This window comes from Burkholderia sp. Bp8991, assembly GCF_003853795.1.
Lineage (GTDB): Bacteria > Pseudomonadota > Gammaproteobacteria > Burkholderiales > Burkholderiaceae > Burkholderia.
Map to the genome: position 1 here is coordinate 67,903 of NZ_QTQJ01000017.1, position 20,637 is coordinate 88,539.

The 20,637-nt window shown below is 67.8% G+C and carries 20 protein-coding genes and 3 tRNA genes; 9 read left to right on the forward strand and 14 right to left on the reverse strand.

Annotated elements, in window-relative coordinates; translation table 11 throughout:
* Positions 1-276: 276 nt before the first annotated feature.
* Positions 277-1,629, forward strand: a complete 1,353-nt coding sequence (gudD, locus tag DIE02_RS20155) for a glucarate dehydratase (RefSeq protein ID WP_124529690.1) — start codon at positions 277-279, stop codon at positions 1,627-1,629.
* 112 nt (positions 1,630-1,741) lie between these two features.
* Here gudD and DIE02_RS20160 read toward each other — a convergent pair whose 3' ends face one another.
* From DIE02_RS20160 to DIE02_RS20175, 3 genes are all read right to left on the reverse strand, one after another.
* Complete coding sequence (locus tag DIE02_RS20160; RefSeq protein WP_124487413.1) at positions 1,742-2,206, reverse strand: DUF2214 family protein; 465 nt, start codon at positions 2,204-2,206, stop codon at positions 1,742-1,744.
* Positions 2,207-2,243: 37 nt separating this feature from the next.
* A complete protein-coding gene (locus DIE02_RS20165) occupies positions 2,244-3,044 on the reverse strand; it encodes a hypothetical protein (RefSeq protein WP_124487414.1) in 801 nt (266 codons plus the stop codon).
* Between the two features lie 238 nt (positions 3,045-3,282).
* Positions 3,283-4,347, reverse strand: a complete 1,065-nt coding sequence (locus DIE02_RS20175; protein WP_044844742.1) for a glycosyltransferase family 4 protein — start codon at positions 4,345-4,347, stop codon at positions 3,283-3,285.
* Positions 4,348-4,910: 563 nt separating this feature from the next.
* Between DIE02_RS20175 and DIE02_RS20180 the strand changes: the two genes are divergently transcribed.
* Positions 4,911-6,740: an ABC transporter ATP-binding protein gene (locus DIE02_RS20180; RefSeq protein ID WP_124487416.1), complete on the forward strand. Its 1,830-nt coding sequence runs from the start codon at positions 4,911-4,913 to the stop codon at positions 6,738-6,740.
* 109 nt (positions 6,741-6,849) lie between these two features.
* Here the strand turns inward: DIE02_RS20180 and otsA are convergent, their stop codons facing one another.
* Both otsA and otsB read right to left on the reverse strand, forming a co-directional pair.
* Positions 6,850-8,226, reverse strand: a complete 1,377-nt coding sequence (otsA, locus tag DIE02_RS20185) for an alpha,alpha-trehalose-phosphate synthase (UDP-forming) (RefSeq protein WP_124487417.1) — start codon at positions 8,224-8,226, stop codon at positions 6,850-6,852.
* Entirely contained in the window at positions 8,223-8,975 is a 753-nt protein-coding gene (gene otsB, locus DIE02_RS20190; protein ID WP_124487418.1) for a trehalose-phosphatase, read from the reverse strand. The genes otsA and otsB overlap by 4 nt, the downstream gene beginning before the upstream one ends.
* 283 nt (positions 8,976-9,258) lie before the next feature.
* Here otsB and DIE02_RS20195 point away from each other — a divergent pair, with 283 nt between their 5' ends.
* Genes DIE02_RS20195 through DIE02_RS20205 form a run of 3 tightly spaced genes read left to right on the forward strand, consistent with a single transcriptional unit; the run spans position 9,259 to position 11,254 of the window.
* Entirely contained in the window at positions 9,259-9,906 is a 648-nt protein-coding gene (locus DIE02_RS20195) for an SCO family protein (protein ID WP_124487419.1), read from the forward strand.
* Positions 9,907-9,930: 24 nt separating this feature from the next.
* Entirely contained in the window at positions 9,931-10,371 is a 441-nt protein-coding gene (locus DIE02_RS20200) for a copper chaperone PCu(A)C (protein WP_044844747.1), read from the forward strand.
* Positions 10,372-10,381: 10 nt separating this feature from the next.
* Positions 10,382-11,254 carry a cytochrome c oxidase assembly protein gene (locus DIE02_RS20205; protein WP_124487420.1) on the forward strand — a complete coding sequence of 291 codons (873 nt, stop codon included), beginning with the start codon at positions 10,382-10,384 and terminating at the stop codon, positions 11,252-11,254.
* A gap of 14 nt (positions 11,255-11,268) precedes the next feature.
* Here DIE02_RS20205 and DIE02_RS20210 read toward each other — a convergent pair whose 3' ends face one another.
* Together DIE02_RS20210 and DIE02_RS20215 are read right to left on the reverse strand one after the other, a co-directional pair.
* The gene (locus DIE02_RS20210) at positions 11,269-11,760 is read right to left on the reverse strand and encodes a GNAT family N-acetyltransferase (protein ID WP_124487421.1); all 492 of its coding nucleotides are present in this window, start codon (positions 11,758-11,760) and stop codon (positions 11,269-11,271) included.
* Between the two features lie 127 nt (positions 11,761-11,887).
* The gene (locus tag DIE02_RS20215; protein WP_124487422.1) at positions 11,888-12,754 is read right to left on the reverse strand and encodes a pirin family protein; all 867 of its coding nucleotides are present in this window, start codon (positions 12,752-12,754) and stop codon (positions 11,888-11,890) included.
* Between the two features lie 110 nt (positions 12,755-12,864).
* Here DIE02_RS20215 and DIE02_RS20220 point away from each other — a divergent pair, with 110 nt between their 5' ends.
* Entirely contained in the window at positions 12,865-13,782 is a 918-nt protein-coding gene (locus DIE02_RS20220; RefSeq protein ID WP_044844751.1) for a LysR family transcriptional regulator, read from the forward strand.
* A gap of 165 nt (positions 13,783-13,947) precedes the next feature.
* Entirely contained in the window at positions 13,948-14,460 is a 513-nt protein-coding gene (locus DIE02_RS20225) for a GAF domain-containing protein (protein WP_124487423.1), read from the forward strand.
* Between the two features lie 127 nt (positions 14,461-14,587).
* Here the strand turns inward: DIE02_RS20225 and map are convergent, their stop codons facing one another.
* A complete protein-coding gene (gene map, locus DIE02_RS20230) occupies positions 14,588-15,394 on the reverse strand; it encodes a type I methionyl aminopeptidase (protein ID WP_044844753.1) in 807 nt (268 codons plus the stop codon).
* A complete protein-coding gene (locus DIE02_RS20235) occupies positions 15,394-15,633 on the reverse strand; it encodes a ParD-like family protein (protein ID WP_044844754.1) in 240 nt (79 codons plus the stop codon). The genes map and DIE02_RS20235 overlap by 1 nt, the downstream gene beginning before the upstream one ends.
* A gap of 140 nt (positions 15,634-15,773) precedes the next feature.
* On the opposite strand from DIE02_RS20235, the gene DIE02_RS20240 reads away from it, so the two are divergent.
* The gene (locus tag DIE02_RS20240) at positions 15,774-16,433 is read left to right on the forward strand and encodes a helix-turn-helix domain-containing protein (protein WP_124487424.1); all 660 of its coding nucleotides are present in this window, start codon (positions 15,774-15,776) and stop codon (positions 16,431-16,433) included.
* The gene (locus tag DIE02_RS20245) at positions 16,430-16,978 is read left to right on the forward strand and encodes a GNAT family N-acetyltransferase (RefSeq protein WP_044844756.1); all 549 of its coding nucleotides are present in this window, start codon (positions 16,430-16,432) and stop codon (positions 16,976-16,978) included. Before DIE02_RS20240 ends, DIE02_RS20245 begins: the two co-directional genes overlap by 4 nt.
* Before the next feature lie 332 nt (positions 16,979-17,310).
* On the opposite strand, the gene DIE02_RS20255 is transcribed toward DIE02_RS20245, so the two are convergent.
* From DIE02_RS20255 to uvrC, 5 genes are all read right to left on the reverse strand, one after another.
* Positions 17,311-17,384: transfer RNA gene (locus DIE02_RS20255), tRNA-Cys, on the reverse strand.
* A gap of 101 nt (positions 17,385-17,485) precedes the next feature.
* Positions 17,486-17,561, reverse strand: a tRNA-Gly gene (locus DIE02_RS20260).
* Between the two features lie 51 nt (positions 17,562-17,612).
* Positions 17,613-17,688 (reverse strand) — tRNA-Gly (locus DIE02_RS20265).
* Between the two features lie 150 nt (positions 17,689-17,838).
* Positions 17,839-18,426: a CDP-diacylglycerol--glycerol-3-phosphate 3-phosphatidyltransferase gene (pgsA, locus tag DIE02_RS20270; protein WP_124487447.1), complete on the reverse strand. Its 588-nt coding sequence runs from the start codon at positions 18,424-18,426 to the stop codon at positions 17,839-17,841.
* A gap of 99 nt (positions 18,427-18,525) precedes the next feature.
* The gene (uvrC, locus tag DIE02_RS20275) at positions 18,526-20,568 is read right to left on the reverse strand and encodes an excinuclease ABC subunit UvrC (protein ID WP_124487448.1); all 2,043 of its coding nucleotides are present in this window, start codon (positions 20,566-20,568) and stop codon (positions 18,526-18,528) included.
* Between the last annotated feature and the right edge of the window lie 69 nt (positions 20,569-20,637).

Genomic DNA, 20,637 nt, shown 5'->3' on the forward strand with positions numbered 1-20,637 from the left:
CCAGCACTGCCCGGTCCCGTGGTTCGCGATCGGCCGGCATTCGCGCTTCTGCGCGGCTGCCGGCGCCCGGTTTCGGGACCGATCGAAGCGCGCTTGCGCGCGTGCTCCGGCCTGTCGCGACACCGGCATCGAGCGGGTCGCCCCCATCCTTTCGGGTTGCTGTCGACATGCGGGGCTTGCGCACCGCGCACGTCGGTTGTCGAATGATCGCACCTCCCGCCGCGCGCAGCAAAGATTTTGCCGCACGGCATTGCCCACTCTTTTGCCATCGCCGCCATGAACGCCGTCACTGCCTCGCCTTCCCACGACACGCCGCGCATCGTCGACCTGCAAGCCATTCCGGTCGCCGGCCACGACAGCATGCTGCTCAACCTGAGCGGCGCGCACGGCCCGTTCTTCACCCGCAACCTCGTGATCCTGAAGGACAGCGCGGGCCGGACCGGCGTCGGCGAGGTGCCGGGCGGCGAAAGCATCCGCCGCACGCTGGAGGACGCGCGCGCGCTCGTCGTCGGTCAGCCGGTCGGCAATTACCATGCGGTGCTCAACGACGTGCGGCGCACCTTTGCCGACCGCGATGCGAGCGGCCGCGGCCTGCAGACCTTCGACCTGCGCACCACGATCCACGCGGCCACCGCGCTCGAAGCCGCGCTGCTCGACCTGCTCGGCCAGCATCTCGGCGTGCCCGTGGCGGCCCTCCTCGGCGAAGGGCAGCAGCGCGAGCGCGTCGAGATGCTCGGCTATCTGTTCTACATCGGCGATCGCACGCAAACTGCGCTGCCCTATCGCGACGGCCGCTGCGCGACCGACGACTGGACCCGCGTGCGCGACGAAGCCGCGCTGACGCCCGAGGCGGTCGTGCGCCTCGCCGAAGCCGCGCATGCGCGCTACGGGTTCAACGACTTCAAGCTGAAGGGCGGCGTGTTCGAAGGCGCGCGCGAGGTCGAGGCCGTGACGGCGCTTGCCGAGCGCTTCCCCGAAGCGCGCGTGACGCTCGATCCGAACGGCGCATGGTCGCTCGACGAGGCCGTGCGGCTGTGCCGCGACCTGCATCACGTGCTTGCGTATGCGGAAGATCCGTGCGGCGCGGAGAACGGTTATTCGGGCCGCGAGGTGATGGCCGAATTCCGCCGCTCGACCGGGCTGCCGACGGCCACCAACATGATCGCGACCGACTGGCGCCAGATGGGCCACGCGGTGCAGTTGCAGGCGGTCGACATCCCGCTCGCCGATCCGCACTTCTGGACGATGCAGGGCTCGGTGCGCGTCGCGCAGATGTGCCGCGACTGGGGCCTCACGTGGGGCTCGCATTCGAACAACCACTTCGACGTATCGCTCGCGATGTTCACGCACGTCGCGGCCGCCGCGCCCGGCCAGGTCACCGCGATCGACACACACTGGATCTGGCAGGACGGCGAACGGCTGACGCGCGAGCCGCTGAAGATCGAGAACGGGCTCGTGGAAGTGCCGAAGCGTCCGGGCCTCGGCATCGACATCGACATGGAGGCGGTCGCGGTCGCGCACGAACTGTACAAGCAGCACGGGCTCGGCGCGCGCGACGACGCGGCCGCGATGCAGTATCTGATTCCGGGGTGGACGTTCAACAACAAGCGCCCCTGCCTCGTGCGCTGAGCGCGGGACAAAACGGGCGGCGGGTCCGCCCGGTCGGCATGCGCGGCCGGCCGGGCCTAGCCGGCCAGACCTAGCCGGCCGCACCTACCAGGCCAGACCTAGCCGGCCGCACCTACCCGGCCAGCCCAATCCCCCGCGCCATCCCCGACGCGGCGAGCACGATCACCATCACGAGCACGGCCTGCCAGTGGCCGATCCGCACATAGGTCCGTGCGCGGCCCAGATCGGGCATCTGCTGCTGCCGCGCGGCGATGCGCCAGCGGATCAGCCCGAGCATCGGCACGATCTCGAGCAGCAGGATCAGCACGAGCGCGGTCATCTTGAGGTGAAAGAGCGGCTCATGAAGGTAGTACGCCGAGCCCTTCTCGAAGCCGCCGAATGCGCGCGTGAGCCCGGTCGCGATCAGTACCAGCGCGGACAACCCCCAGGCCGCGTCGGCCTTGAACACGCCGGGCAGGTCGGCGGCCTGCGCCGACGCGATGACCCGGCGCAGCGCACGGTTGCGTCCCGCGATCGCGGCGAACGCGACGCCGAATGCCATCAGGTGAACGGCTGCCAGCAACCAGCGGACGATCATTGCGCCTCCTTGTCGCCCGCGCGCCGCGCAGGCCTTGTCAGACGATCTGTTTGAGCGCCGCGTCGAGCGCGAGCACCGCGACGCGGTCGCCCTCGGTCGCGAGCGGCGCGCGCATCACGATCTGCCGGTTATGGCCGACGGCCGCCGGCGAATCCCACAGCAGCTCCACCTTCGGCCGCCGGAACAGGCTGCCGCGACGCGGCGGCACGGCGGCCGGCTGCGCACCCTGCTCGCCCGCGGCGGGCGCGACCCGGCCGGGCCAGCGCACCGACAGTTCGCGCGCGTCGTACTGACCGACCTTGCGGCTCTCCATCCAGACGATCGCGGTACGCGTGAGCGTGTCGAGCGAGATCGCGTAGCGGCCGACCGCGAAGCGGCGCGCGGCCACGTTGGTGCGCCACAGCGGCCGCGGGCGGCACATCCAGACGATCGCCGCATAAAGCGCCGGCGCGGCGACGAGCCAGCCGTTGGTCGCCGTCACCGCGTGCAGCGCGCGGCGCCAGCCGGCCGCCCACGCGAATGCGCCGATCGACCACACGGCGAACAGGAAACCGATCAGCGCGAAGACCCGCAGCGCCTGGCGCAGCCACTGCGGCAGCGGATGGAACGGCCGCTCGGCGCGCGCGACGGCGCCCGGCAGCGCGAGCAGCAGGAAGATCAGGACGAGATAGACGAACGCCCAGGGCGACGACACCATCGCCGACAGCGACGCGCGATAGCCCATCTGGGACATCGAGAACAGCCAGCGCGCGAGCAGCACGAGACCGATCGCGCGCAACGCGAAGATCACGCCGGCGCCGGGGGCCGGTGCTGCGCGCGTGGTTTTCGTTCTCGCCAAGACTGCTCTCCTCTCGATGTTCGTGCGGGGCCGGATTTCACGGCACGGCCATTATAGGGACATTACCGTCTGGACAGACGGCCGGATGGCGTGCCGGACCGCTTCCGCGGCCGTTCGTGGCGCCGGGCGCGGCGAGAATACAACAGATCCGCGCCGCAGATGTGACAACGCCCCGCCGGAGACCCGGACGGGGCGTCGATGACGGGGCCTCAGCCGCGGTGCGGCCGGCGGCCCGGCATCAGCCTGCGTTGACTTCGCGCAGGACGGTGCGGCGCTTCTGGCGCAGCAGTTCCTCGTAGCCCTTCACATAGTTCTGCGCCATCACCTTCGACGAGAAACGGGCTTCGAACGCGGCGCGCACCTTCTCGCGCGGCAGCGTATCGAGGCGCTTGAGCGCCGCGACGGCCGACAGTTCGTCTTCGACGACGAAGCCCGACACGCCGTTCTCGATCACTTCCGGCACCGAGCCGCGCTTGAACGCGATCACCGGCGTGCCGCACGCCATCGCCTCGATCATCACCAGGCCGAAGGGCTCCGGCCAGTCGATCGGGAACAGCAGCGCGTGCGCATTGCCCAGGAATTCGGTCTTTTCCGACTCGCTGATTTCGCCGATGTACTCGACGTGCGGCAGCGCGAACAGCGGCTTGATCTTCTCTTCGTAGTACGCGCGGTCAGCCTTGTCGAGCTTCGCGGCGATCTTGATCGGCAGGCCGGCCTGCTCGGCGATGCGGATCGCGGTGTCGACGCGCTTTTCCGGCGAGATGCGGCCGAGGAACGCGAGGTAGCTCGGCTTCACGTTCGGGATCGGCGTCAGCAGGTTTTCCGGCAGGCCGTGGTACACGGTCGACAGCCAGTTCGCCTGCGGCAGCGGGATACGCTGGTTATCGGAGATCGACACGACCGGCACGTCGCTGAACGCATTGAAGATCGGCTGCAGTTCCGGCAGGTCGAGACGGCCGTGCATCGTCGTCAGATGCGGGACCGGCTGGCGCGAGAACAGCGAGAACGGGTAGTAGTCGATGTGGCAGTGCAGGACGTCGAACTCTTCCGCGCGGCGGCGCACCTGCTCGAGGAGCAGCATATGCGGAGCCATCACGTCGCGGATCGTCGGGTCGAGGCGCAGTGCCTGCGGCCAGCACGCTTCGAGCTTCGCCGACGTTTGCGAATCGCCGCTCGCGAAGAGCGTGACGTCATGCCCCATCTCGACAAGTGCTTCGGTGAGGTAGGACACCACTCGCTCGGTACCACCGTACAGTTTCGGGGGCACCGCTTCGTGCAACGGAGCGATTTGGGCGATTCGCATGCGTAACTCCTAAAAAATCGGCTAAAAACCAGGTATGGGTCGGCAACCTGCCGGCGGTCCGGGCTGGATGCATTTCATCCGAAAAATCGGACGAATCAGCCTGCCGGGGGCGTCGAACCCGCGCTGCTCAAGGAGCGTCGGCGACGCGACAGGCATAGAACGTTTGAAACGAAGACCCGTTGACAGGGGTTCGTAAAAACCTGGAATCGAACCCGGAGCCGATTATCTAGGGTTAATCCCGATACGGCGCACAACATTTCAAACTCTTTGCTTTGTTACAAAGGCGCAACACTTTGCAACCCGCGGACTTGGGTGTCCGTTCTAGAGTGGAAGGCTCTTTTTGGCGTTCCGAGTCATCCGCCACGGCCGGCATCGTGATTCCGGTGCACGCGGCAGGACGGATGCCGGATTTTATCTCAAAATTGATCGCGCGCCCCTGACCAAGGCAAGATTCGCGCTGCGCAATGCACGGCCTTGTTTACAATGCCGGATTATTCAGTCCGGGCGGCCGTGGGCTGCGATCCTGACGATCCGCTCAACCACCGAATCACCGCACGCATATTTTGGAATCTCTCACCCCTGCCCAGCGCAACGCCCACAACGCGAAGCTGTCGAGCTACGCGCATCGGCCGATCGCGTTCCTGTTCCGCTACATCCGCCTGCATCCGGTCGCGCACCTGGTCGTGCTCTGCAGCGTGCTGGCCGCCGTCGGCTGCGCGCTCGGCTCGCAATACGCGATCAAGCACCTGATCGACGTGCTCGCGACCGGGCGCCATCATCCGGGCCCGCTGTGGAGCGCGTTCGCGCTGCTCGTCGGCCTGATCGCGGCCGACAACCTGCTGTGGCGCGTCGGCGGCTGGGCCGCCGCGCACACGTTCGTCGCGGTCACCGGCGACCTGCGGCGCGACCTGTTCCAGTACCTGATCGGCCATTCGCCGACCTACTACTCGGAAAAGCAGCCGGGCACGCTCGCGAGCCGCATCACCGCCACGTCGAACGCCGTCTATACGTCGGAGAACACGATGGCGTGGAACGTGCTGCCGCCGTGCATCGCGGTGATGGGCGCGATCCTGATGATCATCGTCGTGAACCCGCTGATGGCCGCCGGCCTGCTCGGCTGTTCGGCCGTGCTCTCCGTCGTGCTGTTCAAGCTCGCCGGGCGCGGCTCCGCGCGCCATCACGCGTTCGCGTCGAAGGCCGCCGCGGTCGACGGCGAGCTCGTCGACGTGATCGGCAACATGGGCCTCGTGCGCGCATTCGGGATGACGCTGCGCGAACAGAAGCGCTTCGGCGCGACGGTGAAGGCCGAGATGGACGCGCGCCAGCAAAGCCTGTTCTACCTCGAGAAGCTGCGCCTGCTGCACGCGGTGATCACCGCGATGCTGTCCGCCGGCCTGCTCGGCTGGGCGCTGTGGCTGTGGGACCAGGGCCGCGCGACCTCGGGCGACATCGTGCTCGTCAGCTCGCTCGGCTTCACGATCCTGCACGGCACCCGCGACCTCGCCGTCGCGCTCGTCGACGTCACGCAGCACGTGGCACGCCTGTCCGAAGCCGTGAAGACGCTGCTCGAGCCGCACGGGATGCCGGACCGCTCCGACGCGCAGCCGCTGTCGGCCAAGGGCGGCCGCGTCGATTTCGAACGCGTGACGTTCGCGTATCCGCATCGCCGCGCAATCCTCGACCACTTCGATCTCCATATCGAACCGGGCCAGCGCGTCGGCCTGATCGGCAAGTCGGGCGCCGGCAAGTCGACCGTGCTCGCGCTGCTGCAGCGCTTCTACGACACGCAGGACGGCGCCGTGATGGTCGACGGCCAGGACGTGAAGGCGATCACGCAGGACAGCCTGCGCCATGCGATCGCGCTCGTGCCGCAAGACATCTCGCTGCTGCACCGGACCATCTACGACAACATCGCGTACGGCCGCCCCGACGCGACCCGCGAGGAAGTGCTTGCCGCCGCGCGCGACGCCCGCTGCTCGGAGTTCATCGAGGCGATGCCGGAAGGCTATGACACGATCGTCGGCGACCGCGGCGTGAAACTGTCGGGCGGCCAGCGCCAGCGCATCGCGATCGCGCGCGCGATCCTGAAGGACGCGCCGATCCTGCTGCTCGACGAAGCGACGTCCGCACTCGACAGCGCATCCGAGGAAGCGATCCAGAGCGCGCTCGACCGCCTGATGGTCGGCCGCACGGTGATCGCGATCGCGCACCGGCTGTCGACGCTGCGCAACTTCGACCGGATCATCGTGATGAGCAACGGCAAGGTGATCGACGACGGCAGCCCCGACGTGCTGCGCAATCGTCCGGGCCTGTACCGCGACCTGCTCGCGAAGCAGCACGGCCGCCATCACGCCCCCGACGGCACCGCGCCGACCGGCGAACGCGTGGCCTGACGCCGCCCAGGCAGCATCCCGTCCTGGCAGCCGATAAAAAAACCGCCGTGCGCGAAGCACGGCGGTTTTTTTCATGGCGCCGCGCGACCGTCGCCGCGCGGCACGCGGATCACACGCGCTGCAGGTCGCGCAGGAAGTTGTCGCGCCACACCGACACGTTGTTTTCGCGCAGCTGCGCGATCATGTCCGCATAACGCGCGCGCCGCTCCGCGAGCGGCATCGTCAGCGCCTGCGACAGCGCATCGGCCATCCCGTCGATGTCGATCGGATTGACGATCAGCGCGCCCGTCAGCTCGCGCGCGGCGCCCGCGAAGCGCGACAACACCAGCACGCCCGGATCGTCCGGATTCTGCGCGGACACGTACTCCTTCGCGACCAGGTTCATCCCGTCGCGCAGCGGCGTCACGAAGCCCACGCGGGCGAGGCGATACAGTGCGGCCAGCACCTGCCGATCGTACTGGCGGTGAATGTAGAGGATCGGCGCCCAGTCGAGCTCCGCATAGCGGCCGTTGATGCGCCCCGACTCCGCTTCGAGCTGCAGGCGGATGTCCTGGTACGCGCGCAGGTCGGCGCGCGTCGACGGCGCGATCTGCAGGAACGACACGCGGTTGCGGATCGAGGTCTGGTGCTCCAGCAGCTTCTCGAACGCGCGGAACCGCTCGACGAGCCCCTTCGAATAATCGAGCCGGTCGACGCTCATGATCAGTTGGCGCCCGCGCAGCGACGTGGCCATGCGCGCGGCCTTGCCGTGCTCGCCCGCCTGCGCGAGCGACGCGATCTCGTCCGGATACACGCCGATCGGATAGGCGGCCGCGCGCAGCGTGTTGCCGAACGCGCTCACGCGCACCGTGTGCCCTTCGCGCGCCACTTCGCCGCCGGCCTCGAACTCGATGTAGTCGCAGAACGCGCGCAGGTCCGGCTCGGTCTGGAAGCCGAGCAGATCGAACGCACACAGCGACTCGACGAGCTCGCGATGCGGCGGCACGTTGACGAGCACCTGCGCGGCCGGAAACGGAATGTGCAGGAAAAAGCCGATGCGGTTCTTCACGCCGGCCGCACGCAGCGCACGCGCGAACGGGATCAGGTGATAGTCGTGCACCCAGATCACGTCGTCGTCCCGCAGCAGCGGCACGAGCTGCTGCGCGAGCCAGACGTTCACTCGGCCGTAGCCGTCGAACTCGTGGCGGTCGTACTGGATCAGGTCCGCGCGGTAATGGAACGCGGGCCACAGCGTCGCGTTCGAGAAACCGCGGTAATACTGGTCGTAATCGCGGCGCGACAGCCCGACGGTCGCGAACGTCACGGGGCCGCGCTCCTCGATGCGGATCTGCGGCGCACCGGACGCGACCACCTCGCCGCTCCAGCCGAACCACATGCCGCCCGTCTCCTTCAGCGCATCGTAGACGCCGATCGCGAGACCGCCCGCCGCCGGCTCGCCTTCCGAAATCGGGGCGACGCGGTTCGAAACGATGATGAGTCGACTCATGCGCCCTGCAGCTCCGCGCCAAGCCAGCGGGCGATCTGCGCGTGCAGCGCGTCGACCGAGTCGAGCCGCGTGCGGGCCGACGTCTCGCCCGCGCCGACCTTGATCGACAGGCCGCCGCGCGCGTTGACCACCGCGAAGCCCTTCTCGTCGGTCAGGTCGTCGCCCGCGAACAGCGGCACGCGGCCCGCGAACGGCGGCTCGTCGAGGAACGCGGCCAGCGCGCGCCCCTTGTCGACACCCTTCGGCTTGATCTCGAACACCATCTTGCCGGGCTGCAGCACGTACGCATCCGCATATTCGGCGACGAGGCGCTCGGCCGCCGCGCGCGCGGCCGGCTCACGCTCGGGCGCGTTGCGGTAGTGCAGCGCGACGGCCGCCCCCTTGATTTCGAGCAGCATGCCCGGATGACGGTCGACGACGGCCGCGAGCTCGCGCTCGATGCGCAGCAGCCGTTCGTCGTTGAAGCCGATGCGCTGCGTGTCGCCGTTCGCGTCGCGCCGCTCGGCGCCGTGCAGGCCGGCGATCGGCAGGTCCGGCATGTTCAGGAACGTGTCGAGGTTGTCGATGCCGCGACCCGACACGATGGCGACTGCACCGTGCGAACGGCGCCGCAGTTCATCGAGCAGCGTCAGCAGCGACGCCGGCACGTGAATGCTGTCGGGCGTCGGCGCCAGCTCGACGAGCGTGCCGTCGAAGTCGAAAAAGAACGCGGTATCGGTCAGGGACAGGGAAGCCGGAACGGATTGCATCGATTCGATGGTCTGAGAGCGGCCTGCCAACGCGGGGGCCGCCGCTGCGAGAATGGAATTGTGCGCATCTTACCGCGCCTGCGTACCGAGATGGGCGAAACCGGTGCGGGGCTTGCCTCGCGCCGCCGTCCGCGTCAACTGCGACATATTGCCCCGCTCGCCCGTGCCGTACGGGTTTCGAAAGGACGCGGGCGCGGGAATTGCGCTACAGTCGGCAACCGCCGGCCGCGCGACGCATGGCGCCGCGCCGGCCGACGACCGTTCCGTCCGATCGAGCCCCAGGATGTCGTCTGCCCGTCCCGCGCCGCACTGGCGCTTCCTCAGCCTGACCCGCCTCGTCCGCGCGGCCGCGGCGCTGACCGCCGCCGTCGCGCTCGCGGCCTGCACGCACGACGAGCCGGGCTGGCGCCTGACCAACGTCACGGGCCACCTGCCCGACCTGTCGTTCACGCTCACCGGCGGCGACGGCCGCACGGTCGACGCGAACGCGTTTCGCGGCCGCATCGCGCTCGTCTACTTCGGCTACACGCACTGTCCCGACGTCTGCCCCGAAACGATGGCGCGGCTGATGGAAGTGCTCGCGAAGCTCGGCCCGCAGGCGAACGGCGTGCGCATCCTGTTCGTCTCGGTCGATCCCGCGCGCGACACGCCGCAGGCGATGCAGTCGTACGTCTCCGCGTTCGATGCCGCGCACGCGCGCGGCCTGACCGGCACCGACGGCCAGATCGAATCGCTCGCGAAACGCTATCGGGTCGCGTACCAGATGGAAAAACGCGACCCGTCCGGTGGCTACGAAGTCACGCACAGCTCGGCCGTGTACATCTTCGACGCGACCGGCCGCGCGCGCCTGCTCGCGACCGACCGCGATTCGCCCGACGCGATCGCCGCCGATGTCCGCCGTATCATCGACACCGCCTCCACCTCCTCCTGAATTCCGAACTCCGACATCTCCGACATGAAGACGACCCTCAAGACGTTCGCCCTCCTCGCCGCGCTGTGCACCGCTGCGCAAGCCTGTGCCGCGGGCGCGATCACCGCGCAGAATGCATGGGTGCGCTGGCTGCCGAACCGGCTGCCCGCGGGCGGCTACGTGACGCTCGTCAACACGGGCGACAAGCCCGTCGATCTGGTCGACGTCGACAGCCCCGACTACGGGATGGCGATGCTGCACCAGACCGTGTCGAACGGCTCGACGCAGAAGATGGAAATGGTCGACAAGCTGACGATCCCCGCGCGCGGCAAGGTCGACATCGCGCCGGGCGGCTATCACTTCATGCTCGAGGAACCGAAGCACGCGATCAAGCCCGGCGACACCGTGCGCCTGCGCCTGAAGTTCTCCGACGGCGAAACGGTCGACACGCCGTTCGCCGTGAAGTCGCCGGCCCAGGCGAAGTGATGCGCGCGCGATGAACGTCCTGTACTGGCTCGATCCGTGGGAACCGTCGCCGACCGTGGTCATCGCGGTGCTGACGGCCGCCGTGCTGTTCGCGCGCGGCGTGAAGAAGGCGAAGGTGTCGCCGCTGCGGCAGTTCTCGTTCTGGCTCGGGCTGACGGCGCTCTACATCGCGCTGCATACGCGGCTCGACTACTTCTTCGAGCACGAATTCTTCCTGCACCGCGCACAGCACCTGGTGCTGCATCACCTCGGGCCGTTCTTCATCGCACTGGCCTACCCGGGCGCCGCGATCCGCGCGGGCATTCCGTTTCGCTGGCGGCAGCGCTTCGTGCGCCCCGCGCTCGCGTGGGCACCCGTGCGCGCGACGCTCGACGTGGTGTTCCATCCGGTCGTCGCGGTCGTGCTGTTCGTCGGGCTGATCTATTTCTGGCTGCTGTCGCCGATCCATTTCGTCGCGATGCTGGACTGGCGCCTGTATCGCGTGATGAACTGGAGCATGGTGATCGACGGGCTGCTGTTCTGGTGGCTCGTCGTCGATCCGCGTCCCGCGCCGCCCGCGCGGCTGTCGCCGGGCCGCCGGATCCTGATCGTCGTCGCGGCGATTCCGCCGCAGATCGCGCTCGGCGCGCTGATCTTCTTCACGCCGCACGAGCTGTATCCGATCTACTCGATCTGCGGACGTGCGTTCACGTGGCTCAGCCCGCTGCGCGACCAGCAGATCGGCGGCCTGCTGCTGTGGATTCCGGGTTCGATGATGAGCGTGATCGGCGCGCTGATCGCGCTGCGGCACTGGTTGCGGTTGTCCGCGCGCGGCCGCTTGATCGAAGAGCGGGCTGCAGCCCTGCACGCGGCACGCCCGCCGGTGACGCGCCCCGCCCACTGACGGCGCGCCGCGCGTCAGCCGCGCGCGCTGGTCATCCACACGTGCGGGATGCCGTCCTCGTCGTGCACGTCCGAACTCGGCGTGAAGCCGAATGCCCCGTAGAAGCGCTGCAGGTGCGCCTGCGCATGCAGGCTCACCTGCGCATCCGGCCACTGCGCGCGGATGTGCCCGATCGCGCGAGAGAGCAGCGCGTTACCGAGGCCGGCGCCGCGAAACGCGGCGGTCGTCAGCACGCGGCCGATGCGCACGTCAGGGTGCTGCGCATCCGGCAGCAGCACGCGCAGGTAACCGGCGAGACGGCCCGCGGGATCGTATGCGGCCAGGTGCCACGCAGCCTGGTCCGCACCGTCGATGTCGCGATAGACGCAGTTCTGCTCGACGACGAACACGGCGCTGCGCGCGTCGAGGATCGAATAGACTTCGCGCGCCGTCAGCGCGTCGAAGAATTTCCAGTGCCAGTCGAGATCGTCGGCATGCAGGGATGCGGCGGGTGCGGAAGCATTCATGGTCGGTCCTGATTCGGGCGCGCCGGCCGGCGCGCGGCAGCCGTCGATTATGCCTCGAAGCGCACGCGGCACGCGTGCCGCCCTTCCCCGCGTGAAAAAGGGCCCCGCATTGCGCGGGGCCTGTCCGTCATGCCGGCATCCGGCCGAAGCGGCCGTTGTTGAAATCGTCGATCGCGGTCCGGATTTCCTCTTGCGAGTTCATCACGAACGGCCCGTAACCGACGACCGGCTCATCGATCGGCTCGCCGCTCAGGATCAGCAGCTTGGCGTCGCCGTTCGCTTCGATCTCGACGTCGCGGCCGTCGCGGCTCAACTGCACGAACTGCGCTTCACGGGCGACCGTCTCGCCGTTCACCAGCAGCGTACCGCTCAGCACGACCACCGCGAGCGTGCGCCCTTCGGCGATCGGGAACCGCGCACGGCCGCCGGCTGCGAGCCGCACGTCCCACACGTCGATCGGCGTGTGCGTGCGGGCCGGGCCGCGCCGGCCGTCGAATTCGCCCGCGATGATCCGCGCGCGACCTGCGCCGTCCGGCAGTTCGACCACCGGGATGTCCGCGTCCAGAATCGTCTGATAGCCGGGCGCACCCATCTTGTCGGCGGCGGGCAGGTTCACCCACAGCTGCACCATCTCGAGCGGGCCGCCCCGCTTCGTGAACGCTTCCGAGTGGAATTCCTCGTGCAGGATCCCGCTCGCGGCCGTCATCCACTGCACGTCGCCCGGGCCGATCACGCCGCCCGCACCGGTCGAGTCGCGGTGCGCGACTTCGCCGTCATAGACGATCGTCACCGTTTCGAACCCGCGGTGCGGGTGCTGGCCCACCCCGCGCGGTGCCGAAGCCGGCTCGAAGTTCGCGGGACCCGCGTAGTCGAGCAGCAGGAACGGGCTCAGGTGCGTCCCGTGAGACTGGTAGCTGAACATCGAACGCACCGGGAAACCGTCGCCGACCCAATGACCGCGCGGCGCACTGTACACACCCTGGATCTTCTTCATTTGCCTTCTCCGAATTGCGGCGAAACACGTGTTTCGCAACCTGAGTAGGAATATAGAGGTGGAACGATCGATCCGGTAGACTGCCAAAATCGCACTCAGCGTTCTATTTCATGAACGATAACGAACGGGATCTGAACGATCTCTATTACTTCGTGCAGGTGGTCGAGCACGGCGGCTTCGCACCGGCCGGGCGCGCGCTGAACATGCCGAAGTCGAAGCTGAGCCGCCGCATCGCGCTGCTCGAGGCGCGGCTCGGGATGCGGCTGATCCAGCGTTCGACGCGCCGTTTCACCGTCACCGACGTCGGCCAGACCTACTACGCGCATTGTCGCGCGATGCTCGTCGAGGCGGACGCCGCCGACGAGGCGATCGCGTTGCTGCACGAGGAGCCGCGCGGCATCGTGCGGGTCAGCTGCCCGGTCGTGCTGCTCGATTCGCTGGTCGGCACGATGATCGCCGCGTTCATGGTCGCGTGCCCGCGCGTCGAGATTCACCTGGAAGCGACCAACCGGCGCGTCGACGTGGTCGGCGAAGGGATCGACGTCGCGATCCGCGTGCGCCCGCCGCCGCTCGAGGACAGCGACCTCGCGCTGCGCGTGCTGGCCGAACGCGGCCAGTGCCTCGTCGCGAGCCCCGCGTTGCTGCGCGAGCGCGGCGTGCCGGCCGTCCCCGCCGACCTGACCCGCCTGCCGAGCCTCGATCACGGCGTGCCGCAGGCCACGCACGTGTGGCGGCTGCGCGGCCCCGACGGCGCGCATGCGGAAATCCACCATCAGCCGCGGCTCGTCACGGGCGGCATGCTCGCGCTGCGCGCGGCCGCCGTCGCGGGGGTCGGCGTCGTGCAGCTGCCGACGATGATGGTGCGCGACGAAGTCGCGCGCGGCGAACTGGCGACCGTGCTGCCGGACTGGGCGCCGCGCCGCGAGATCGTGCATGCGGTGTTCGCGTCGCGGCGCGGGCTGCTGCCCGCGGTGCGCGCGCTGCTCGATTTCCTGGCCGAGCGGTTCGCCGAACTCGAGCCCGATTGAGCGGCATCGCCACGGCGGTCACCCCGCGTTCGGCGTTTCGGCGTGTGCGTCGCGAACCGGACGCTGCAGACCGGCCGCGCGTGCCGTAGACTGCGGGACGCGCATCGCGCTTTTCACGCCGTTTTCACAACCCCGCTGTTCACAACCTCTTTTCGCCCTTCAGCCATGTTCACGCTGTCCACCGACCCTCACGCCTCCAAGGCCGAACTCTATGCGACGCTCGTCGAGCAGGCACGCGCGCTCGTCGAATCGGAACGCGACCTGACCGCGAACGCCGCGAACTTCTCCGCGCTCGTCTATCACTCGCTCGACCGCCTGAACTGGGCCGGCTTCTATTTCTTCGACGGTTCGGAACTCGTGGTCGGGCCGTTCCAGGGCAAGCCCGCGTGCGTGCGGATCGCGCTCGGCAAGGGCGTGTGCGGCACGGCTGCGCAGACCCGCGAGACGCAGGTCGTGCGCGACGTGCATGCATTCCCCGGCCATATCGCCTGCGATGCCGCGTCGGAATCGGAAATCGTCGTGCCGCTGGTCGCTGCCGACGGCACGCTGATCGGTGTGTGGGACGTCGACAGCCCCGTCGCCGCGCGTTTCGACGACGAGGACCGCAACGGAATGGAAGCGCTGTGCCGCGTGTTCGTCGAACACGCGTGGCAGAAGGCGCGCGGTCGAGCCGCGTGACGCTGCCGGCGGTGGCTGCGGAGGCCGCAGCCTGCTGATCGCGCCGCTTGGCCGCCAACGAAAACGGGCCCCGCTCATTCACGCGGGGCCCGTTTTCGTTGCGTCGCGGCGCGCGGCGCGCCGCGTGTCAGGCCGCGTGCGTGCCGGAAAGCGCCGCGAACGCCGGCGGCTTCACGTCGTCCGACAGGATCTCGAAGCCCTGCTCCGTCACGACGACCATGTGCTCCCACTGCGCGGACAGCGAATGATCCTTCGTGACGACCGTCCAGCCGTCCGCCAGCACGCGCGTATCGCGCTTGCCCGCATTCAGCATCGGCTCGATCGTGAAGATCATCCCCGGCCGCAGCGGCACGCCGGTGCCCGGGCGACCATAGTGCAGCACCTGCGGCTCGTCGTGGTACACGTCGCCGATCCCGTGCCCGCAGTACTCGCGGACCACGCTGAATCCCTCGCGATGCGCGACCTGCTGGATCGCATAGCCGACGTCGCCGAGCGTCGCGCCGGGACGAACCGCGCGGATGCCCGCATGCATCGCCTCATAGGTCGTCGCGACGAGGCGCCGCGCGAGTTCGCCCGGCTCGCCGACGAAGTACATGCGGCTCGTGTCGCCGAACCAGCCGTCCTTGATCACCGCGATGTCGAGATTCACGATGTCGCCGTCGCGCATCGGCCGCGACGACGGAATGCCGTGACAGACCACGTGATTGACCGACGTACACAGGGTTTTCGGATAACCGTGATAGCCGATGTTCGCCGGGATCGCGCCGAGCACGTCGACGATATATTCGCGGCAGCGCACGTCGAGCTCGTCGGTGGTGACGCCCGGTTTCACGTGTTCGGTGATCATCGTCAGCACCTGGGACGCGAGCTTCGCGGCCTCGCGCGACTTGGCGATTTCCGCGGCACCGCGGATCGGGATTTCGCGCCTCGCCATTACGCCACCTGCTCGATGCCGTGGGCGACGACCGATTCCGTGCCGCCGGCATCGCCGCCGCGCGCTTCGGTCTCGATCAGCAGCCGGCAGATATCGCCGTAGGACAGCGACGGATTGAGTTCCGCCAGCATCCCGACGCGCAGCCAGTGCTCCGCCTGCGCATTGATCGAACGGCTCAGCGCGGTACTGGTCGAGCGCAGCCGTTCGTGCATGTGCTCGGATATCTTGATGATTCCCATATGTCTCTAATTAAACGAAATATAGTCGTTTCGTATATTACGCTCACCCCGGTCGCCCGGCAAGCGCCCGGCTGCCGGCGAATCGCCGATCCGGGATCCCGTTGACATCGAATTCCAACTTGCTGGAAAATAAATCCATCATGAAAGAATCAATCGACGCCCCTGGCGACGACACCGGCATCAACGAACGCATCGCCCGGCGCGTGCGCGAGCTGCGCACGCTACGAGGCTACACGCTCGATGCGCTCGCCGCGCGTTCCGGCGTCAGCCGTTCGATGATCTCGCTCATCGAGCGCGCGTCGGCGAGCCCGACGGCCGTCGTGCTCGACAAGCTCGCGGCCGGTCTCGGCGTGTCGCTGGCCGGGCTGTTCGGCGGCGATCGCGACGACGCGCCCGCGCAACCGCTGGTGCGGCGCGCGCAGCAGGCGGAATGGCGCGATCCGGCGTCCGGTTACGTGCGGCGCAACCTGTCGCCACCCGGCTGGCCGTCGCCGATCCAGCTCGTCGAAGTCGATTTCCCGCCCGGCGCGCGCGTCGCGTACGACTCCGGCGGGCGCGAAAGCGCGCTGCATCAACAAACATGGGTCATCCACGGGCGCGTCGACGTCACGTGCGGCGACCAGCTTCACGAACTTCACGAAGGCGACTGTCTGGCCATGCGCGTCGATCAGCCGCTGATTTTCAGCAACCCGTCGTCGCACGTCGCGCGCTATGTCGTCGCGATCTGCGATGTCCCCGCCGCCGCCGGCGCGCGGAGTGTTTCATCCGTTCAAGGCCGACAGGCGCAGGAGCCAGCATGAATTCCCCGAAACCGCGCGAAGACGTGCGCCTGATCGATTGCAGCGAGGCCGAGCATGCCGCGGCCATCCTCGACATCCTGAACGACGCGATCGTGAATTCGACCGCGCTGTACGACTACCGGCCGCGCCCGCCGGAAGCGATGGTCACGTGGTTCGCGACGAAGCGCGCCGGCGGTTTTCCGGTCGTCGGCGCGGTGGATGAATCGGGCACGCTGGTCGGCTTCGCGAGCTGGGGCACGTTCCGCGCATTCCCCGCGTTCAAGTACACGGTCGAACACAGCGTGTACGTCCACCGCGACCATCGCGGCCGCGGGCTCGGCGAGCTGCTGCTGCGCGAGTTGATCCGGCGGGCGCGCGAAGCCGAAGTGCATGTGCTGGTCGGCTGCATCGATGCGACCAACGGCGGCAGCGTCGCGCTGCACACGCGCCTCGGCTTCGTGCACTCGGGCACGATCACCGAAGCGGGCTTCAAGTTCGGCCGCTGGCTCGATGCGGCGTTCTATCAGCTGAGGCTCGACACGCCGGCTCGGCCGGTCGATGGCTGATCGGCATCGTCGAATGTTTGGCACGCTCATGATGACGCGGGCGGCCGCAGCCGCGGTCCGGAAAACGGCATCGACACCCCGTCGGATCTCGAATCGAAAATTCGCAAACAGGTTTTAGACGAACCGGCCGACGGCAACAATCCGAATCGCAGGACGATCGTGCTGCCGATCCTGAACAGCAAGGGCCGGCATCTGCTCGCGATTTACGACTATGGCGGCAAGAGCACGTCGAAGTGCGAGCGGGTGACGCTGACGTATCCGGCGGAGTAGCCGCGCGGATCGAGCGCAGAAAAAAGAAAAGCCCCGCCGAAGCGGGGCTTTTCTTTTCTTGCTGGAGGCGCGAGCCGGAGTCGAACCGGCCTAAACGGCTTTGCAGGCCGCTGCATAACCGCTTTGCTATCGCGCCATAAGCGGACTGTCCGGATGCCGTTGAGGCAAGCGACATATTTTTTATTCGAGGACCATCAGTCCATCAAATAAAAAGGGAAGCGTGGCTTCCCCATGACTTGGAGCGGGAGACGAGTCTCGAACTCGCGACCTCAACCTTGGCAAGGTTGCGCTCTACCAACTGAGCTACTCCCGCATTGTCCTGCACCTGCAGCGCTTTGCCTTACAACACGCTGCCAGAAAAATCTGGAGCGGGAGACGAGTCTCGAACTCGCGACCTCAACCTTGGCAAGGTTGCGCTCTACCAACTGAGCTACTCCCGCGTATTGCTGCGCTACTTCTACTGCTTCCCCGTCACACACTTACTTCGTCGTGCAGCGGAGAAGCGAGATTATGTCGAAGGCACATTCGTGTGTCAAGGGCTTTTCCAGCCCTTTTTCCAAAAAACTGCGAACCGACCGTGCAGGGGCCGGTCACGCACCGCCGCGCTCGCGAATCTGCGGCCATGCGAGCTTCATGTAGTACAGCATCGACCAGATCGTCAGCACCGCGGCGAGGTACATCAGCCACTCGCCCCACGCGCGCGTGTCGATCGTCGCGATGCCGAGCGGCAGCGGGCCGTAGTACAGCAGCATCGGAATCGCGACCATCTGGCACGCGGTCTTGAACTTGCCGAGCTGGTTCACCGCGACGCTCTTCGACGCACCGATCTGTGCCATCCATTCGCGCAGCGCCGAAATCGCGATCTCGCGGCCGACGATCACGAGCGCGATCGCCGCATCGACCCGCGAAATCTGCACGAGGATCAGCAGCGCGGCCGTCACCATCAGCTTGTCCGCGACCGGATCGAGGAACGCGCCGAACGACGACGTCTGGTTCCACTTGCGGGCGAGAAACCCGTCGAACCAGTCGGTCAGCGCGGCGAGGATGAAGATCGCCGCCGCCGCGAGGTTGCGGTGCGCGCCGCCCATCACCGTGTCCGGCAGATAGAACACGCCGACGACGAGCGGGATCAGCACGATCCGTACCCACGTCAGGAAAATCGGGAAATTGAACGGCATGGCATGCGGGTCAGTAAAGGATTCGCAATTGTGCCGTGTCGACCGGCCTGCCACAAGAACGCGAGATCGCGCTCAGGCGCGGCCGGTCGCACGGCCGGATCAGTGAAGCTGCTTGTAGATCTGCTCGGCGAGCGCGTGCGAGATGCCGTCGACGCTCGCCAGTTCCTCGACGCTCGCCGCGACGACACCGCGCAGCCCGCCGAACCGCGCAAGCAGCCGCTGCCGGCGTTTCGCACCGACCCCTTCGAGCTCCTCGAGCCGCGAGGTCTGGCGCGCCTTCGCCCGTTTCGCGCGCATCCCGGTGATCGCGAAGCGGTGCGCCTCGTCGCGGATCTGCGCGACGAGCATCAGCGCGGCGCTCTCCTTGCCGAGTTCGAGCGGCGTGCGGCCGTCCGCGAACACGAGCGTCTCGAGGCCGACCTTGCGCCCCTCGCCCTTCGCGACGCCGACCAGCATCGACGTATCGAGCCCGAGCTCGGTGAACACCTGGCGCGCGATCTCGACCTGCCCCTTGCCGCCGTCGATCAGCACGATGTTCGGCAGCAGGCTCGATGCCTCGGCCTGGCGCGTCGATTCGCCGTCGATGCCGGCCGCATCGTCGACGGCCGCCGCCTGCGCGGCCTGCTCGACCATCTTCTCGTAGCGGCGCGTCAGCACCTGCCGCATGGCCGCGTAATCATCGCCCGGCGTGATGCCGGTGATGTTGTAGCGACGGTACTCGCCCGACTGCATCTTGTGATGGTGATAGACGACGCACGACGCCTGCGTCGCCTCGCCCATCGTATGGCTGATGTCGAAACATTCGATCCGCAGCGTCGCGAGATCGTCGCTTTCGAAGCCGAGCGTTTCCGCGAGCGCGCGCGTGCGCGCCTGCTGCGAACCCTGCTCGGACAGCAGCCGCGCGAGCGCGATCTGCGCGTTCTGCTCGGCCATCGACAGCCACGCGCGCCGCTGCCCCTGCGGCTGCCGCACCAGCGAGACCTTGTGACCGGCCTGCTCGGACAGCAGCTCGAGCAGGTCGCGGCTCGCGGGCGCATGGCTCACGACCAGCACGGGCGGCACGCGATTGCCGAGATAGTGCTGCGCGATGAACGCATCGAGCACCTCGGCCTCCACCGACGCGCCCGCGTCACGCGCGGCGGCAGCGTCTTCCGCGGGCCGGTCGGGCAACGCCGCAGCGGTGTCGCCGGCAGCCTCCGCTGCGTCGGCCTCGCCCTCGGCCTCGTCGCCGAGCCCGCCTTCGGCCAGCGTCAGCGCACTTTCGACGTGCGCCGGGAAATAGGCCTTGTCGCCGAGATGCCGGCCGCCGCGCACCATCGCCAGGTTCACGCACACGCGTCCGCCCTGCGCGACCACCGCGAGGATGTCGACGTCGCTGTCGCTGCCGACCTCGATCGCCTGCTGGTGCAGCACCGTCGCGAGCGAGCTCATCTGGTTGCGCACGGCGGCTGCCTGCTCGAACTTCAGCTCGGCCGCGAACGCGTGCATCTTCTGCTCGAGTTCCTTCATCACTTCCGATTGCCGGCCGAGCAGGAAGCGCGCGGCGTTCGACACGTCGATCGCGTAGTCGTCCTCGGAAATCGCGCCGACGCACGGCGCCGTGCAGCGCCCGATCTGATGCAGCAGGCACGGCCGCGTGCGATTGTTGAAGACCGAATCCTCGCAGGTGCGCAACTGGAATACGCGCTGCAGGATCTGGATGCTCTCGCGCACGGCCCACGCGCTCGGGAACGGCCCGAAATACTGGTTCTGCTTGTCGACCGAGCCGCGGTAGTACGCCATGCGCGGAAAGCGGTGCGCGGTGAGCTTCAGGTACGGATACGACTTGTCGTCGCGAAACAGGATGTTGTAGCGCGGCGCGAGCGCCTTGATCAGGTTGTTCTCGAGCAGCAGCGCCTCCGCCTCCGAGCGCGTGACGGTCGTCTCGATGCGCGCGATGCGCGTGACCATCATCGCGATGCGCGGCGACAGCTGCGTCTTCGTGAAATAGCTCGAGACGCGCTTCTTCAGGTCGCGCGCCTTGCCGACGTAAAGCACGGCGCCCGCCGCATCGTAGTAGCGGTAGACGCCCGGCATGTGCGGCAGTTGCACGAGGATCTTCTTCGGTTCGAACGGGGTGTCGGCGGCTTCTGGGGATGTCATGCGCGATTCGGGTGCCTTGTGGCGCGGAACGGGTCCATTAGAATCGCCAGTTTAGAGCATTCACCGGTC

Coding starts and splice junctions, on each gene's coding strand:
- DIE02_RS20205 (WP_124487420.1), top strand. CDS start 10,382: ATGAACGTCCTGTACTGGCTCGATCCGTGGGAACCGTCGCCGACCGTG.
- gudD (WP_124529690.1), top strand. CDS start 277: ATGAACGCCGTCACTGCCTCGCCTTCCCACGACACGCCGCGCATCGTC.
- DIE02_RS20215 (WP_124487422.1), bottom strand. CDS start 12,754: ATGAAGAAGATCCAGGGTGTGTACAGTGCGCCGCGCGGTCATTGGGTC.
- DIE02_RS20225 (WP_124487423.1), top strand. CDS start 13,948: ATGTTCACGCTGTCCACCGACCCTCACGCCTCCAAGGCCGAACTCTAT.
- pgsA (WP_124487447.1), bottom strand. CDS start 18,426: ATGCCGTTCAATTTCCCGATTTTCCTGACGTGGGTACGGATCGTGCTG.
- DIE02_RS20240 (WP_124487424.1), top strand. CDS start 15,774: ATGAAAGAATCAATCGACGCCCCTGGCGACGACACCGGCATCAACGAA.
- DIE02_RS20175 (WP_044844742.1), bottom strand. CDS start 4,347: ATGCGAATCGCCCAAATCGCTCCGTTGCACGAAGCGGTGCCCCCGAAA.
- DIE02_RS20235 (WP_044844754.1), bottom strand. CDS start 15,633: ATGGGAATCATCAAGATATCCGAGCACATGCACGAACGGCTGCGCTCG.
- otsB (WP_124487418.1), bottom strand. CDS start 8,975: ATGCAATCCGTTCCGGCTTCCCTGTCCCTGACCGATACCGCGTTCTTT.
- map (WP_044844753.1), bottom strand. CDS start 15,394: ATGGCGAGGCGCGAAATCCCGATCCGCGGTGCCGCGGAAATCGCCAAG.
- DIE02_RS20220 (WP_044844751.1), top strand. CDS start 12,865: ATGAACGATAACGAACGGGATCTGAACGATCTCTATTACTTCGTGCAG.
- DIE02_RS20195 (WP_124487419.1), top strand. CDS start 9,259: ATGTCGTCTGCCCGTCCCGCGCCGCACTGGCGCTTCCTCAGCCTGACC.
- DIE02_RS20245 (WP_044844756.1), top strand. CDS start 16,430: ATGAATTCCCCGAAACCGCGCGAAGACGTGCGCCTGATCGATTGCAGC.
- DIE02_RS20160 (WP_124487413.1), bottom strand. CDS start 2,206: ATGATCGTCCGCTGGTTGCTGGCAGCCGTTCACCTGATGGCATTCGGC.
- otsA (WP_124487417.1), bottom strand. CDS start 8,226: ATGAGTCGACTCATCATCGTTTCGAACCGCGTCGCCCCGATTTCGGAA.
- DIE02_RS20200 (WP_044844747.1), top strand. CDS start 9,931: ATGAAGACGACCCTCAAGACGTTCGCCCTCCTCGCCGCGCTGTGCACC.
- DIE02_RS20210 (WP_124487421.1), bottom strand. CDS start 11,760: ATGAATGCTTCCGCACCCGCCGCATCCCTGCATGCCGACGATCTCGAC.
- uvrC (WP_124487448.1), bottom strand. CDS start 20,568: ATGACATCCCCAGAAGCCGCCGACACCCCGTTCGAACCGAAGAAGATC.